Here is a 14,492-nt window from a genome sequence, read left to right as displayed (position 1 = left end):
TTCACAATACTATTCATCAATTTTATAACCAATACCCTTTATTGTTTTAATATAAGGGATAGCTAATTTTTTGCGTAGATTTTTAATATGTGTATCAATTATTCGTGTTTCTCCAAAATAATCGTACCCCCAAACTTTCTCTACGATATTTTCTCTTGTAAGTACTTTTCTCTCATTTTGAAATAGTAGTTGTAGAATTTCAAACTCTTTTGTCGTTAATATAATTTCAACGTCATTTACATACACTCTATATGCATCCACATCGATACGAACTTCTTTAAATATCAAATGATTATTTACATTTTTATCATAACTTCTTCTAAGTACAGCTTCGACTCGTCTAATCAAAACATGAAATGAAAAGGGTTTTGTTATATAATCATCGATCCCAAGATCGAATCCTTTCATTTGATCTTCCTCTTCTTCCAACGCAGTTAGCATAATAATTGGTACGTTTGACTGACTTCGAATCATTTTAGAAACTTCAAACCCATTAAGATTGGGCATCATAACATCTAGAAGAATTAAATCAAATGATTGCTTATTAAATTGTGTCATACCCTCTAGTCCATCTGAAGCGACTACCACTGTATAATGCTGTGTCATTAAAAATTGTTTAATTAATTCCTGAATTTCTTGATCGTCCTCAACCACGAGGATATGATAATTTTTCATAATATCACCTCTGGTAGTCATTATAGCCGTACAATCTGGAGTTTATGTGGAGATACAGTAGTAAACTTCATAGGACGTTTACTATCAAAAAGTATTATTAGCTATATTACTTTTTTATGGAGAAATAATTGCTTAAAAAAACTTATCGTATGAATTGATGTACGATTAATATTTACGAAAAACTAATGTATAATAACGTGAATTGTATGTAGTTTCTTAAAATTCTCGAAAATATACTTTTGCTTCTTTACCAAAAGAGGAAAAGGAATTTCAATATAGAAGAAGCTACTGTAATACTAGAGTGTGTGCCAAGAACTATGGATTTCTTTCATCTAGTTTTTATTTAATCGTTAATCACTACATAACAATGTTCTTGCTAAACCAAAAGTTTAAAGGTACAAACTTGGAGAGATTTATATAATGCTAGAAAGGTTGTGAAATGATTTGATGGGTTATAAAGCGATGCTGTTTGATTTAGATGATACATTACTTGATAGGGATAAAGCAGTAGAGGCATTATTTTTAATTGTTTTAGAAAAGTGTTATGAAAATGTAGATAGTGCGGCTAAAAGCAACATGTTACAGAAATTCAAAGAATACGATAAAAGAGAATATGGCATAAGTAATAAAACGACAGTTTTAGAATCATTGTTTGATGAATTCACGCCGAAGTATAGATTGCCACGCAATTACATCCAAGATTTTTGGAATAATAATTTCCCTAGATGTTTTTCAATAGACCAAAATACTATTCATTTCTTAAATCAAATAAAGAAGCACTTTAAAGTTGGAATTATAACAAATGGCTCAACTCAGAGGCAAAAAGCTAAAATATTTAACACGAATTTAAATAGGTATTTTGAAACAATCATTATTTCTGAAGAAGTGGGATTTAGTAAACCTGATAAACGTATATTCGAACTAGCATTAAATAAGTTAAATTTACAACCGGAAAATACTTTATTTGTTGGGGATGACTTAGAAAAGGATATTGCTGGTCCTCAAAATGTAAATATAAAAGGTGTGTGGTTTAACCCTCAGAAGATCAAGAATACTACCAAAATACAACCGTATGCCGAGATTAACACTTTGGATAGTTTGTTAAGTTATGTTACTCCACAATATTTTTATAACAAGTAAAAGTAATCTCATATATATTCAAAAATATAAAAAAGAGAAACTATCATTAATTTCATTGACCGTATTAGTAATAAAAAATATATACTTACAATAAAAAATAGGGGCGATTTTAATAGCTGTGGCTAATTTAATCTATGATTAATACAAAGTTTTGTAAAACAATTTTACTCATACTGTGTAAATTATAAAGGGGTGGGACTATGGAAATAAAGAAAGTAGTAATCGATGGAATCAATATTGCGGTCATTAGAAACGATAAGGTATTAATATCGGATGTTCAGTCTGCATTAGATATTATGGCAACAGTTCAATATGAGGTAGATGCGAAACATATTATTATCCATAAATCTTTAATAAGTGAAGATTTCTTTGATCTAAAAACACGGCTTGCGGGCGATATCCTTCAAAAGTTTATAAACTACAAGGTAAAGATTGCTATTGTTGGAGATTTCTCTATGTATACTAGTAAAAGCTTAAAGGATTTTATTTATGAATGTAATAAAGGGAATGACATTTTTTACTTAGCAACTGAACAACAAGCAATTGAAAAACTAAGTACATTAAAGTAATAATTATATCCTGCTAAATTCCCCCATTTCACTTAGTTCATGATTATATACGATATAGAAGAACTGATGTTTGTGGTAAACTAAGAGATGGATAAAGGGGGAGTTTTTTTGAACAATTTTAATGATACGATCCGAAATTTAAACAATATAGTTTACAAACCTAACAATTTAATGATTACGAATCTAAAAGAAGAAAAGCAAAACGCAGAATATGCAGGATGTTTATTCCACTTAAATAACAAAACCATTCGTTTTAGAAAATCAAAAGTTACTCCTAATAAAATTGGGCAATTTGTTTCTTTTTGGGAGAAAGATGAAAATATGCGAAATAGAGCTTTCTCTTATGAAGCTGCTCCTGATTTATTAGTAATCACTTGTATTGCTGATAATAAACTAGGGCAATTTATTTTTCCTAAAGAGATTCTTCTTAAAGAAAAAATATTGAGAACACAAAGTCAAACAGGGAAAATGGCAATGAGAATTTATCCTGTTTGGGATACCACTGTTAGCAATCAAGCTAAAAAGAGCCAAACGTGGCAACTTCAATATTTTGTTGATTTAAGTGATATTAATAATTTGCCTATAGATAAACTATTAAATTTCTATTCGTAGCTTCTTATCTTAAGTGATCTTGTCGGTTAGACTTTTTGTACCGGTACAGTTAAACGAAATGTACATTGTTTCAGTACCCCATCAAATTTACAATCAGCATATACTATTTTAACTTATACATTTTAAGGGGTGCTGACTATGACAAGTCTACAACATAAGCTTTTTACAAGATTGAATCTTGCAAAGCGTACTGAAGTGAAGTTTGAAGAATTAAATACAATTCTCTTTGCATTTGCACACACTATACCATTTGAGAATTTAGATGTTATAGCGTGTAATACGAATCAAATCTCTCCGGAAAACTTGCGAGAGAAAATTTTAACTAGTTCCCGTGGTGGACTTTGCTACGAATTAAACACTCTTTTTTACTATTTTTTAAGAGACTGTGGCTATGATGTACAACTGGCATTAGGTACGGTTTATAAAAACGATATAAATGCATGGGCACTTGAGGATGGCCATATAACAATTATTTTAACTTATAATAATGTACAGTATTTAATTGATGTAGGTATAGCTTCGTTAGTACCTCTTGTTCCTGTACCTTTTACTGGTAAGTCTGTTTCTTCAAAAAATGGTTCGTACCGGGTGAGACGAAAAGATACGAGTAAAGGGAATTATGTTTTAGAAAGAATAGATACTGATGGAGAATGGAAAGTTTGTCATGCTTTTTATAAACATAATATTGATGAGATAGTAGTAAATGATGTTCAAAGAAGAGTGATAGAAGATGAGAAGTCTATTTTTAATAAAGGACCAATTGCAGTAAAGTTGACGAACTCTGGCCATATTTCATTAACGAATACAAGTTTAACCGAAATTATTCATGGGGAAAAAACTAAGCGTGAAATTACAGAAGATCAATATAAAGAGTTTTTATATACTTTATTTGCTATTAAGTTATGAATAATAAAGATAGCCAGTTCTTATTCAGAAGCGGCTATCTTTATTATTTTTGGTGTAAATGGTTTTCTTCTAATATGTTTCGGAAACTGCGGTATAGTTAATGTTTTTAATGTTTCCTCAGCTTCTTCATATGTATGAAAAATTGGTTCTTTTCCATCATCCCCTTGTAAAACTAGCCCTTCATCTCGGATTACATATGGCATAAAACCACCCCATCTAGTAAAGAATTATGTTCTTTTGCAGCAGAATAATACGATTTAAAGTTTGATTTTCTTAATACATATAATACACTAGAACAGTACGAAAAAGTATGTACAATGAATTTTGAATGTAAAGGAAGATTATTATGTCAGTTATTGATAAATTGAAACTTAATAAGTATACAAATATGGTCGTTATTAACGAACCAAGTGATTATGACATTTTTACAGGTAAAGAAACTGCATTCTCAAAAGAACACGATGCTATCTTTATATTTGTAGAAACGCTTGATGAAATGGTGAAACAAACGAATTTTATTATAAGTAATGAAGAATTACTAATTGAAAAAGGTTACGTATTCTTCGCATATCCGAAAAAAGGTAATGCTCGTTATAGTACGTTTATTCACCGTGATGAGATGTTTCCGGCATTAAACGTTGGAGAAGATGGTTATGTGGGAGAAAGCGATATTAAATTTGCACGAATGGTAAGTATGGATGAAGTCTTTACTGTTGTAGGTTTAAAACGTGAAAAGAAAAAAACAACGAAAACATCTGCTATGAGTCAATGTGTTGCCGATTATGCAGATCGAATTAAAGATGTTGAAGCATTATTAACAAATCACCCGAATGAACTTAAGTTTTATCAAAGTTTAACGCCTGGATATCAGAAAGATTGGGCACGTAATCTTTTTTCTGTAAAACAAGAAAAAACACGTGAAAAACGTCTAGAGAAAATGATAGAAATCCTTTCACAAGGCTATAAAACAATTGAATTATTCCGTAAGAAGAAAAAATAATGATTAAGAAAGTCACAATGCTGCAACAATTAATTGTGATGAGTACATTGAAAAAAGCATTCCTTCCATTATACTAAGGAATGTTCTTATATTTATATAATTAGCAAAAGAGAAAAGGTGTTTGAAATGAAATCGTATATTGTAGTTGGATCTGGAATTTTAGGAGCGTCTACTGCTTATCATCTTGCTAAGGCAGGTGCGAATGTTACTATCGTGGATCGCCAACAATTAGGGCAAGCAACTGATGCAGGAGCAGGTATTGTATGTCCATGGCTATCACAGCGTCGTAATAAAGCATGGTATAAAATCGTTAAAGGCGGTGCACGTTACTATTCTTCGTTAATTCAGCAATTAGAAGAAGACGGTGAAACTGACACAGGATATAATCGTGTAGGTGCAATTAGTTTACATACTGACGAGAAAAAGTTAGATCAAATGGAAGAGCGAGCTTATAAACGACGTGAAGATGCCCCAGAGATTGGTGAAATAACTCGCTTATCAGCTGAAGAAACAAAAAAATTATTCCCAGCATTATCAGACGAATATAGTTCTGTTCATATTAGTGGTGCTGCACGAGTGAATGGAAGATTATTACGCAATGCATTAATAAGTGCTGCGAAAAAACATGGTGCAACTTTTATAAAAGGCGATGCCATATTAGTCCGTGAAGGAAATCATATTACTGGAGTTACAGTAAACGATGAAACAATTTTAGCAGAAAAGGTTATTGTAACTGCAGGCGCATGGGCGAATGAAATCTTGAACCCATTAGGAATTAATTTCTTAGTTACATTCCAAAAAGGACAAATTGTTCATCTGCAAATTGAAAATACAGCAACAGAAAATATGCCAGTTGTTATGCCACCGAACGATCAATATATTTTAACGTTTGACAATGGGCATGTCGTAATTGGTGCAACACATGAGAATGATACTGGTTTCGATCATCGTGTAACAGCAGGTGGTTTACATGAAGTGTTTCATAAGGCATTAACAGTTGCGCCTGGCTTAGAAAATGCTACAATGCTTGAAACGAGAGTTGGATTCAGACCATTTACACCAGGATTCTTACCTGTTATCGGACCGCTACCTAACTTTGAAGGAATTCTCGTTGCGAATGGATTAGGGGCTTCGGGTTTAACAGCTGGTCCATACTTAGGAGCGGAACTTGCTAAACTAGCGCTCGGACAACCGATTGAATTAGATTTAAATGATTATGACGTTGCTGGCGCAATTGAATAATATGGAGTACTGCTAACATTTATGAAAAACCATGCTAAACAAATTCGACAGAGAATAAGTAGTTTTTCCTCTGTTAAGAGTAAGCCTGTTTATGAAAAATAAAATTATTTAAAAATAGAGGGCCGACATTATAAACCTGCATTAATAATGTAGAATTGTGATGTCGGCTCTTTATTCATATTGATTTAAAACTTATTTTCGAGAGGAGGTTAAGTAATGAGAGCGCCATATCAAGTATTGATATTTCCTTATATAAAAACTGCCGATTCTATTCAATATGCCATTTTTAACCGAAGTGATTATGGTTATTGGCAAGGAATAGCTGGTGGCGGAGAAGACGGTGAGGTTCCTATTGAATCAGCAAAACGGGAAGCATTTGAAGAGGCTGCTATTACAAGAGAATGTCCATATATACAATTAGATTCTGTGTCTTCACTATCAGTAGAAGATGTAGTTGGAGGATTCCTTTGGGGAGAAGAGGTTTATGTAATAAAAGAATTTTCTTTTGGAGTTAAAGTCCCTACAAAAAACATATCATTATCTAAAGAACACTTTAATTATAAATGGTTATGCTTTGAGGAAGCAGTAACGCTTTTGAAATGGGATAGCAACAAAACAGCATTGTGGGAATTAAACAAAAGACTATTAAAACAATAAAAGTTTTTGCTAACAAAAATAGTTGCGGAAGAAGAATTGAACCATTAACAAACCCTTGCTACACTTCTAAACAATGTTTTATAGATTTGGCATGGGTAATGAACGAACAGAACTTGCACTAAGAAAAGCCCTATACACTTGCCTCTGAAAAAATGAAAATAGTTAGAAATATTTTTATATCGTACGGTTTTTGGCTATGAATAACGGAATAAATATTAAGTATTCAACAGTTTAAATAAAATGAGTTAGCTTTTTATTTTAGGAAGAAAGATGACTCGTTTTATGCTAAAATTCGCTTAGTGTATATTTTCGTTAAAATGTGGGTGGGCCCCCTTTTAGCAAAACCGGAGTGGGAATGATGAGTATAAATAGTTTTGTAGGATTGATAAATGACGAATTATTAAAAGAGGTAAGTATAAGAAGTGAGGATGAATTCGAGCCTGTAGTAGTTAAAGATATTCCTAGACTTTGGAAGTGTTTAGGAACAGGTAATTATGCCGCAGTATTCATGCACAAAGAATACAAAGATTGGGTAGTGAAAGTTTACGTGCGAGAAGGAGAAGGAATTAAAAAAGAGTCAGAAGTATACCGAAGAATTGGAGATCATCCTTCTTATTCAAAGCTTATATATAAAGGGGAAAATTTCATAGTATTGAAACGTTTAAAAGAAATTACCTTATACGATGCTATTCATAAGGGTATTAAAATTCCTAAGCAAGTAATACTTGATATTAATGAGGCTTTAGAGTATGCGAGGGAACAAGGGTTAACTCCTTGTGATGTTCACGGGAAAAATGTGATGATGGAAAAAGGAAGGGGATATGTAGTCGATGTATCTGATTTCTTAAAAACAAAAGAAGATAGTAAGTGGAGAGACCTAGAAAAGGCATATTTCACCTTTTATTTTCCTTTCATTTATAAATTGCCTTTCCCCGTTAAAATACCGTATTTTATGTTAAACATTGTTAGACGTTCGTACAGAAAATATAAGAAACTTAAAAAGAAATTCAAATTGTAAAAGGACCACATATGTTCCTGAAAACGATTTGAATTCACATAAATAACTTTAGAAAAATTTAAAATTTTGTTTAGGGGCTACTTCAAGACCTTAGCTTGCTGGGCATATGGTGCTACCTCAAAATATAAAAAGATTAGGAGTGAATCCTAATCTTTTTATTTATACATATTTTTGTTATGAATATCACTATCAATTCCAAAACGGCATATTTTGAATAAATGAAACCGTCAAAATAAGTGTTGATACGGAACCAGCAGTTACTAAAGTTACTATTTTTCGTCCATTCTGTTCTTTTGAAGGTTTTATAAGTTCTGTAATTAACACAATCCATATTATGATAGAGATTATTGAAATACATCCCTTCTTGTTTTCACATAAATATTTCTTCTTTTATAAAATAAAAGCAATTTAACAAGAAAATATGTAACGCATTACAAATCAATATTTTCCTGTTAAACCACCTTTTTTAAATAGAAATACGACTGATAAAACGATAACAACAGCCTTCAAACTTCCCCAATATGGATAAATAGCATGATCTGTTAGACTAGCATATTGAAAAATATTCTCTAAACCGAAAATTCCTATCATGACTGCTAAAATGAATGAAGCTGATCCATACGTCCCGTTATGATAGAGGGTAAATAAATAGACTGCGAAAATTAGTGGTAAGATGATTTGTAGTACGATTATCATAGTTCGTCCCCCATATTATTTATAATTATATTATATACAAAATTGTAATAAAAAGGAATACGACTTATTTGATACTAACAGAACTACTCTAATCATATTCTTCTATAAAAAGAAGAAAAAGGGGTGTACAGTTAATTGACGAAAGTTAAAGTTAGTTTACGACCCATTGTTCATAATATAAATTTACCAACCGTATTGAAAACAACAATACTTCCAGGCGGATCGACCGAAAGACTATTTATCGCAACCCAATTAGGAGAGATTTTTTACATAGGGAATGGAGTTATAAAGATATTTTTAGATATTCGTTACCTAATTATTAAATTAGGTACATTTGAAGAAGGTGTTTCTAGTAGCGGTTATGATGAACGCGGATTGCTGGGACTTGCGTTCCATCCACAATTTTATCAAAATAGGTTATTTTATCTACATTATTCAGTAGCCGGAACTCAAGGGCCAGGTGCACTTTCTGAACAATTTAAACCGAATCCTTGTGACCCTAAAACGTTAAATTTAAAGTGGGTTAATAGAAATACGCAATATGATCACATTGATACTGTGGAAGAATGGACTTTACAACCTAATGGTCAAGCTCAAAAGCGACGAACATTACTGAATGTAAGAAGACCATTTTTTAATCATAACGGAGTCAATAGTTTAAACTTTTCACCTGAGACTGGAAAACTTGTTTTTACAAATGGAGATGGCGGATCAGGTTATGATCCATTTAACTTAAGCCAAGATGATTTAGAAATAGCAGGAAAAATAATTGAAATCGATGTAAGTAAAAATACATTTATAAATAACCCTCCTGTAGTTACACGCTTTAATGAACTTCCTTTATCTATACAAGAAACACTTACAGTAATTGCAAAAGGAGTACGTAATATAACCGGCATTTCATTTCAAAGGTTTTATAATCAATATATCAAATACGCCGGAAATGTCGGACAAGATATTGTAGAGTCTATTTTTTCATTTGTTCAATATAAACCTATACCGGTTACAGAACTTGTTCAAATGCATTTTATGAGGCTCACTCCCAATCAAGATGGGTTTATCAATTTTGGTTGGAGAGGATGGGAAGGGGATTTACCTACTTCTTTTATACGGCATTGTTCCGAAAATCAGACTTTGGATGAAAGAACAATGACTTATTATGATGAAACAATACAAACTTCAGCGAGGCGTATTCTGCCTCTACTTAGTTATTTTCATAAAGATTCTAGAACAGATAAGTTTGGAGGAACTTCCCTTACAGGAGTTCAGCCATATATGGGAAATGCAATTCCAAATTTAACAGGTAGCGTAGTGTTTACTGACCTTGCTAAGAAAGAAGATTCTCGACCGCCAGTTAAAGGTGTTTTAGTCTATACTAGAGCAGGTACAGACGGTAAACATGCTGACTTTCATGCTATTGAAACCAATTATGATTTTGGTACGCAAGCAGCTTATTATATGAGTTTAGGAACAAATTTGAATCAAACTAAATTATATTTAGGAGTTTACGGTTCTATGAAAGTAACTGATTTTAATAAAGGTACCATTTTTGAAATTATCCCTTAATACGATACAAATTATCAGTCTAAAAATATAATATAAGGAATTCATTCTGTTCCCAAAACGCACGACTTAACTTATCCCCCTAAAAATCTTCAATTTATGAGCATCTATTAACTTGCAGAAAGTAACTCATAAACCGTATGTGTATGAATAATATAGAAAGTAATGAATGAGGTGTCTTTAGGGGGATTTTAATGAATCGGTTTGTACGTTATTGGTATCAACTGATGATAGAGCATGATATAAGCTTTGTTCATAAAAGAAAATTGTCCCTTGCGAATAAGTTAGTACTTACAGCTTTGATGAGTGCATTAGCCACCATGTTTCAAGCAGCGGGTAACTTAGTTCCTGGTATAGGTTTGCTCATTAGTCCATTTTCGACATTACCGATTTTTTTTGCTATTTTCTATTCTATTCGTGAGGGAATACTTTCTTATATTCTTACTATTTTTCTATTATTTATTATTGAGCCAAGTGAACTAATTATCTTTCCTTTTACTACAGGCTTATTAGGTCTAGCCTTAGGACTAGCCTTTTTAAAATTTAAGAGGAGAATTTGGATAGTTTCTTTTTCAGCAACGTGTCTACTTATAGGTATTATGATCGTTCTCGATGTTTTCAGTTTTCCGGTACTTGGTCCTACTGTTCATACAACTATGGACATGAAAATTATTTTATTAATATTTATACTGAGCTTTCTATATTGCTGGATTTATGCAGGTTTTTGCAGAATAATGATGAATAGATTATGTAAAGTGTTGTATTGACAATGGCATAATGAAGATTGGAGAATGTATTCATGACTAACGTTGCAGTTAGAAGACCGAATTTGAATGATGTAGATGAACTATATTTATTTTTCCGTATCGTTATTACGAATACATACAAAAATGAAGGATTATCACAACTATTGGATGACATAGAAAATGAAATTAACATGAAAAAGCAATATTTGAAAACAGATTTTGATAGTAATGGAGAAAAACGTTACTTTTTATTAGCAATTGATACAAATAACAATAAAATCATTGGAACAATTGAAGTTGGTCCAGCAAGTACATTGATTAATAGTTGTACAGGTGGTGTACTTAAGGATTTGTATGAAATAGGAACTGTATTTATACTTCCAGAGTATCAAAGAAAGGGTATCGGGAGTTTACTGCTACATACAATGTTTCTTACGTTACTTAGCAGAGGAATAACAGAATTCTGTTTAGATAGTGGATACAGAAAAGCGCAAAGTATATGGACAAAGAAGTTTGGAGAGCCTAGTTATGTACTGAAAGATTATTGGGGAGAATCAAGTGATCATATGATTTGGAAGAAGAGTTTACATGATACACCTATAATATTTGAATTATAAAATGAAATATACCTATGAACGTAGCTTTTCTTACATATGTATGCTATTATTTATCTTTATAATAAAAGAGGACGTGAATGAACTTGATTAAAATTAGTATCCCTGAAGTTGATGTTACAATTACTGAACGTAAACAAGTTATTAAAGGAGACGAGCCAATCATTACTCCAATTAATGGATTTATCGATTTCCACTTGTTCCCTAGAGATAAAGGCGGCATTTTTATGTTTTACAATATTAATGACGAACTACTTTTCGTAGGTAAAGCTCGTAAAATTAGACAACGTATTAAGAAGCATTTTGAAGATAATGTTTCACCAATTAAAAATCACCGTGATGAAGTATACCGCATTGATGCATGTATCGTAGAAGATCCAACAGAAAGAGAAATTTACGAAACATATATCATTAATGAATACAAAGCGAAATATAACGTTGATAAAGTATTCTACAAATAATCAACATTAATAAAAAACAATCCTAGCTAATATGCCAGGATTGTTTTTTATTTAGATTTATTCTTCATATCTTTCTCCTTTTTTCAAATGATTAGCCACAATAAAACAGAATATCCCTATAAATATAAGTACAATACCAAGCGTTTTATGGTTTCCCTCAAAGAAAGGAATATCTGAAATAACATTTGTCATACATATTCCTAAAAATACAAGGATAGGGCCCATCCAAAGTAATACATTACCGAATTTTGTGTGCTTCCACATAATAACCCTCCTTAATTCTCTTTACATATATATCCATAAACTAAAAGTAAATTCATAGAGAAATATAGTTTTTTTCATATCGAAAATTTAACCCTCATATATTGGTACAAGCAAAAGAGAAAGGAGACCATCATGAATTGGTTAGAAGCTTTCATATTAGGTATAATTCAAGGTTTAACAGAATTTTTACCAATCAGTAGTACCGGACATCTTTATTTAGGAAGGCATTTATTTCAATTAGATGAAGCAGGCTTATTTTTAGATACGATGTTGCATATTGGGACTTTACTTGCAGTGTTTATTTATTACAAAAAAGAATTTATATATTTAATTAAAAACCCATTTTCAAAGCTCATGTTATTACTTATTGTTGGGACGATACCTGCAGTTGTTATTGGTTTATTGTTTAAAGACTTCTTTGAAGATATTTCAAAAACAGGAATCACGATCGGTTGGGAGTTTTTAGTGACCGGATTCTTTCTCTACATGGCAGATAAACAAAAGAATGGTCGTAAAAAAATGGATGACATAACATATAAAGACGCATTAATTATCGGTTCATTTCAAGCTGCTGCTATTTTTCCAGCCATTTCCCGTTCTGGAATGACAATTGTCGCTGCATTATGGAGAAAATTAGACCGTGAAACTGCTGCTTACTTTTCTTTTTTACTGTCGACACCAGCTATTGTTGGAGCTATCATTTTGCAATTTGCAGACGTTTTTCAAGGGAAAGCAGAATCTATTTCTAGTACATCTTTAATTGTCGGAACGTTATCAGCAGCGTTTTTTGGATACATAGCCGTTTCATGGATGATTCAATATTTAAAACGTCACTCCTTAAAAGTATTCGCGTATTACGTATGGGGATTAGGTATTTTAATTTTAACGTTGCAATTTACTGATGTATTTTAAGTATAATGATAAAGAAGTTAATTAGTTTAAGATCCTGTTTCATTCATACAAGGCAGGATCTCTTTTTATTAAGGGGGAAAATATGTTTAATAAGGCTATCGTTATTGGTGGAAGTATGGCAGGAAAGTTTGCAGCAAAAGCATTATCAACTTTTTTTAAAGAAGTAATCATTTTAGAAGTCGGTGAAAAATGGGATGGAAAAGCTTCAAGAAAAAGAGTTCCACAAAGTAATCATCCTCACGTGTTATTAAAAGGTGGAGAAAAAGCAATTGAAGAATTGTTTCCTACTATTACGAATGAATTAATAGAAGCGGGTAGTATTATAAACAACTTTACACGTGATTTGAAATGGCATCAATTCGGTCTATGGAAACAACCGTTCATAGGGGAAGTACATATGATTCAACAAAGTCGTCCTTTACTAGAATGGCATATTCAAAAACGAATACATCAGATTTCAAATATTACTATTAAATATGAAACATTGGTTAAAGGATTATTGGTAGATGAAAAGCTTAACAAAGTGTGTGGAGTAAAAGTTAAATATTTAGAGACAGACATACAAGAAGAAGTTCATGCAGACCTTGTAGTTGATGCGAGTGGATTTGGCTCAAAAAGTATAGAGTGGTTACGAGAATACGAAATTGAAGTACAAGAAGAGAAAGTTCGTATTGATTTATTTTACGCAACGAAAATGTTCAAACTTAAAGAAAATGAGAAATTAGACTGTTGCAATGTGCTAATGTCTCCGAGTTTCCCTGATAACCCTTATGGCGTTCTTATTCAAACGATAGAAGATAATCGTTATTTTGTTACTTTCAGTGGATACGCAAACGAGAAAGCACCACAAACAGATGATGAGTTTTATGATTTTGCTGAAAACCTATCAATTTCTAATGTTACAGACTTCCTAAACAAGGCTGAGGGAATTACTGATATAAAGACATACAAAATTCCCTATCAAGTACGCCGGCGATTTGATTTAGTGAATAATGTACCAGAAGGCTTATTAGTTGTTGGAGATGCGCAATGTCGTTTTGATCCCGTTTTCGGCCAAGGCGTATCAGTTGCTGCTATGGAGGCTCACCAGTTGCAATTACTTCTGCAAGGTAGAAAACAACTTGATAAAACATTTACACAACAATTTTATAAAAAGGCAGCTAATATAATAGAAACCCCATGGGATATGACAACAACGGAAATATCACGTCATCCGCAACTAAAGAGAGAATTAACTACAAAACAAAAATTTCAGCTATGGTATACGAAACAAATATATCGACTATCCGCAAGTAATTCTGATGTTTATATTCGGTTAGTACGAGTGATGAATTTAATTCGTAGTCCATTTCATCTTTTTCATCCGAAAGTGCTACTATCTGTATTACTTAATCGAAAGTAATAGCAGGAATATAAT

19 protein-coding genes are annotated in these 14,492 nt (G+C 32.0%); 14 read left to right on the top strand and 5 right to left on the bottom strand.

The window, feature by feature from the left end; translation table 11 throughout:
* Positions 1 to 9: 9 nt before the first annotated feature.
* A complete protein-coding gene (locus QCI81_RS00630) occupies positions 10 to 675 on the bottom strand; it encodes a response regulator transcription factor (RefSeq protein WP_000800727.1) in 666 nt (221 codons plus the stop codon).
* Positions 676 to 1,122: 447 nt separating this feature from the next.
* Here QCI81_RS00630 and QCI81_RS00625 point away from each other — a divergent pair, with 447 nt between their 5' ends.
* The 4 genes from QCI81_RS00625 to QCI81_RS00610 all read left to right on the top strand — a co-directional run bounded on the left by QCI81_RS00625 (position 1,123) and on the right by QCI81_RS00610 (position 3,902).
* Complete coding sequence (locus tag QCI81_RS00625; RefSeq protein ID WP_071732151.1) at positions 1,123 to 1,815, top strand: HAD family hydrolase; 693 nt, start codon at positions 1,123 to 1,125, stop codon at positions 1,813 to 1,815.
* Positions 1,816 to 2,015: 200 nt separating this feature from the next.
* Positions 2,016 to 2,384 carry a DUF4180 domain-containing protein gene (locus QCI81_RS00620; RefSeq protein WP_071732152.1) on the top strand — a complete coding sequence of 123 codons (369 nt, stop codon included), beginning with the start codon at positions 2,016 to 2,018 and terminating at the stop codon, positions 2,382 to 2,384.
* A 108-nt stretch (positions 2,385 to 2,492) separates the two neighbouring features.
* Positions 2,493 to 2,996 (top strand): MepB family protein, encoded by a 504-nt coding sequence (locus QCI81_RS00615; RefSeq protein WP_071732153.1) that lies wholly within the window; start codon positions 2,493 to 2,495, stop codon positions 2,994 to 2,996.
* A gap of 138 nt (positions 2,997 to 3,134) precedes the next feature.
* On the top strand, positions 3,135 to 3,902 hold the full coding sequence (locus QCI81_RS00610; protein ID WP_071732154.1) for an arylamine N-acetyltransferase family protein: 768 nt from the start codon (positions 3,135 to 3,137) through the stop codon (positions 3,900 to 3,902).
* 20 nt (positions 3,903 to 3,922) lie between these two features.
* Here the strand turns inward: QCI81_RS00610 and QCI81_RS00605 are convergent, their stop codons facing one another.
* Positions 3,923 to 4,105, bottom strand: a complete 183-nt coding sequence (locus QCI81_RS00605; RefSeq protein WP_001147158.1) for a hypothetical protein — start codon at positions 4,103 to 4,105, stop codon at positions 3,923 to 3,925.
* 143 nt (positions 4,106 to 4,248) lie between these two features.
* On the opposite strand from QCI81_RS00605, the gene QCI81_RS00600 reads away from it, so the two are divergent.
* The 4 genes from QCI81_RS00600 to QCI81_RS00585 all read left to right on the top strand — a co-directional run bounded on the left by QCI81_RS00600 (position 4,249) and on the right by QCI81_RS00585 (position 7,819).
* On the top strand, positions 4,249 to 4,902 hold the full coding sequence (locus tag QCI81_RS00600) for a YdeI/OmpD-associated family protein (protein ID WP_000110846.1): 654 nt from the start codon (positions 4,249 to 4,251) through the stop codon (positions 4,900 to 4,902).
* 126 nt (positions 4,903 to 5,028) lie between these two features.
* On the top strand, positions 5,029 to 6,144 hold the full coding sequence (locus QCI81_RS00595) for an NAD(P)/FAD-dependent oxidoreductase (protein ID WP_048538316.1): 1,116 nt from the start codon (positions 5,029 to 5,031) through the stop codon (positions 6,142 to 6,144).
* Between the two features lie 216 nt (positions 6,145 to 6,360).
* Positions 6,361 to 6,801: an NUDIX hydrolase gene (locus tag QCI81_RS00590; RefSeq protein ID WP_071732155.1), complete on the top strand. Its 441-nt coding sequence runs from the start codon at positions 6,361 to 6,363 to the stop codon at positions 6,799 to 6,801.
* A gap of 358 nt (positions 6,802 to 7,159) precedes the next feature.
* On the top strand, positions 7,160 to 7,819 hold the full coding sequence (locus QCI81_RS00585; protein ID WP_071732156.1) for a protein kinase family protein: 660 nt from the start codon (positions 7,160 to 7,162) through the stop codon (positions 7,817 to 7,819).
* Positions 7,820 to 8,008: 189 nt separating this feature from the next.
* Here the strand turns inward: QCI81_RS00585 and QCI81_RS00580 are convergent, their stop codons facing one another.
* Both QCI81_RS00580 and QCI81_RS00575 read right to left on the bottom strand, forming a co-directional pair.
* Positions 8,009 to 8,143, bottom strand: coding sequence for a hypothetical protein (locus tag QCI81_RS00580; protein WP_353810590.1), 135 nt, complete (start codon positions 8,141 to 8,143; stop codon positions 8,009 to 8,011).
* Between the two features lie 114 nt (positions 8,144 to 8,257).
* Complete coding sequence (locus QCI81_RS00575) at positions 8,258 to 8,515, bottom strand: hypothetical protein (protein ID WP_000587696.1); 258 nt, start codon at positions 8,513 to 8,515, stop codon at positions 8,258 to 8,260.
* A 135-nt stretch (positions 8,516 to 8,650) separates the two neighbouring features.
* Between QCI81_RS00575 and QCI81_RS00570 the strand changes: the two genes are divergently transcribed.
* From QCI81_RS00570 to QCI81_RS00555, 4 genes are all read left to right on the top strand, one after another.
* Positions 8,651 to 10,081, top strand: coding sequence for a PQQ-dependent sugar dehydrogenase (locus tag QCI81_RS00570; RefSeq protein WP_071732157.1), 1,431 nt, complete (start codon positions 8,651 to 8,653; stop codon positions 10,079 to 10,081).
* A 191-nt stretch (positions 10,082 to 10,272) separates the two neighbouring features.
* A complete protein-coding gene (locus QCI81_RS00565) occupies positions 10,273 to 10,845 on the top strand; it encodes a hypothetical protein (RefSeq protein WP_071732158.1) in 573 nt (190 codons plus the stop codon).
* Between the two features lie 32 nt (positions 10,846 to 10,877).
* Complete coding sequence (locus QCI81_RS00560) at positions 10,878 to 11,441, top strand: GNAT family N-acetyltransferase (protein ID WP_000185959.1); 564 nt, start codon at positions 10,878 to 10,880, stop codon at positions 11,439 to 11,441.
* A gap of 77 nt (positions 11,442 to 11,518) precedes the next feature.
* Complete coding sequence (locus QCI81_RS00555) at positions 11,519 to 11,899, top strand: nucleotide excision repair endonuclease (RefSeq protein WP_001048947.1); 381 nt, start codon at positions 11,519 to 11,521, stop codon at positions 11,897 to 11,899.
* A 57-nt stretch (positions 11,900 to 11,956) separates the two neighbouring features.
* On the opposite strand, the gene QCI81_RS00550 is transcribed toward QCI81_RS00555, so the two are convergent.
* Positions 11,957 to 12,163 carry a hypothetical protein gene (locus QCI81_RS00550; protein WP_071732159.1) on the bottom strand — a complete coding sequence of 69 codons (207 nt, stop codon included), beginning with the start codon at positions 12,161 to 12,163 and terminating at the stop codon, positions 11,957 to 11,959.
* Positions 12,164 to 12,295: 132 nt separating this feature from the next.
* On the opposite strand from QCI81_RS00550, the gene QCI81_RS00545 reads away from it, so the two are divergent.
* Both QCI81_RS00545 and QCI81_RS00540 read left to right on the top strand, forming a co-directional pair.
* Positions 12,296 to 13,075, top strand: a complete 780-nt coding sequence (locus QCI81_RS00545; RefSeq protein ID WP_053564291.1) for an undecaprenyl-diphosphate phosphatase — start codon at positions 12,296 to 12,298, stop codon at positions 13,073 to 13,075.
* 82 nt (positions 13,076 to 13,157) lie between these two features.
* Positions 13,158 to 14,477: an FAD-dependent monooxygenase gene (locus QCI81_RS00540; RefSeq protein WP_000482039.1), complete on the top strand. Its 1,320-nt coding sequence runs from the start codon at positions 13,158 to 13,160 to the stop codon at positions 14,475 to 14,477.
* Positions 14,478 to 14,492 lie beyond the last annotated feature (15 nt).

Origin of the sequence: Bacillus cereus group sp. MG20, from assembly GCF_040459885.1 — a bacterium.
Classification (GTDB): domain Bacteria; phylum Bacillota; class Bacilli; order Bacillales; family Bacillaceae_G; genus Bacillus_A; species Bacillus_A cereus.
The sequence above is the reverse complement of the archived record's forward strand: the minus strand, read 5'-3'. Positions and strand labels throughout refer to the sequence as shown.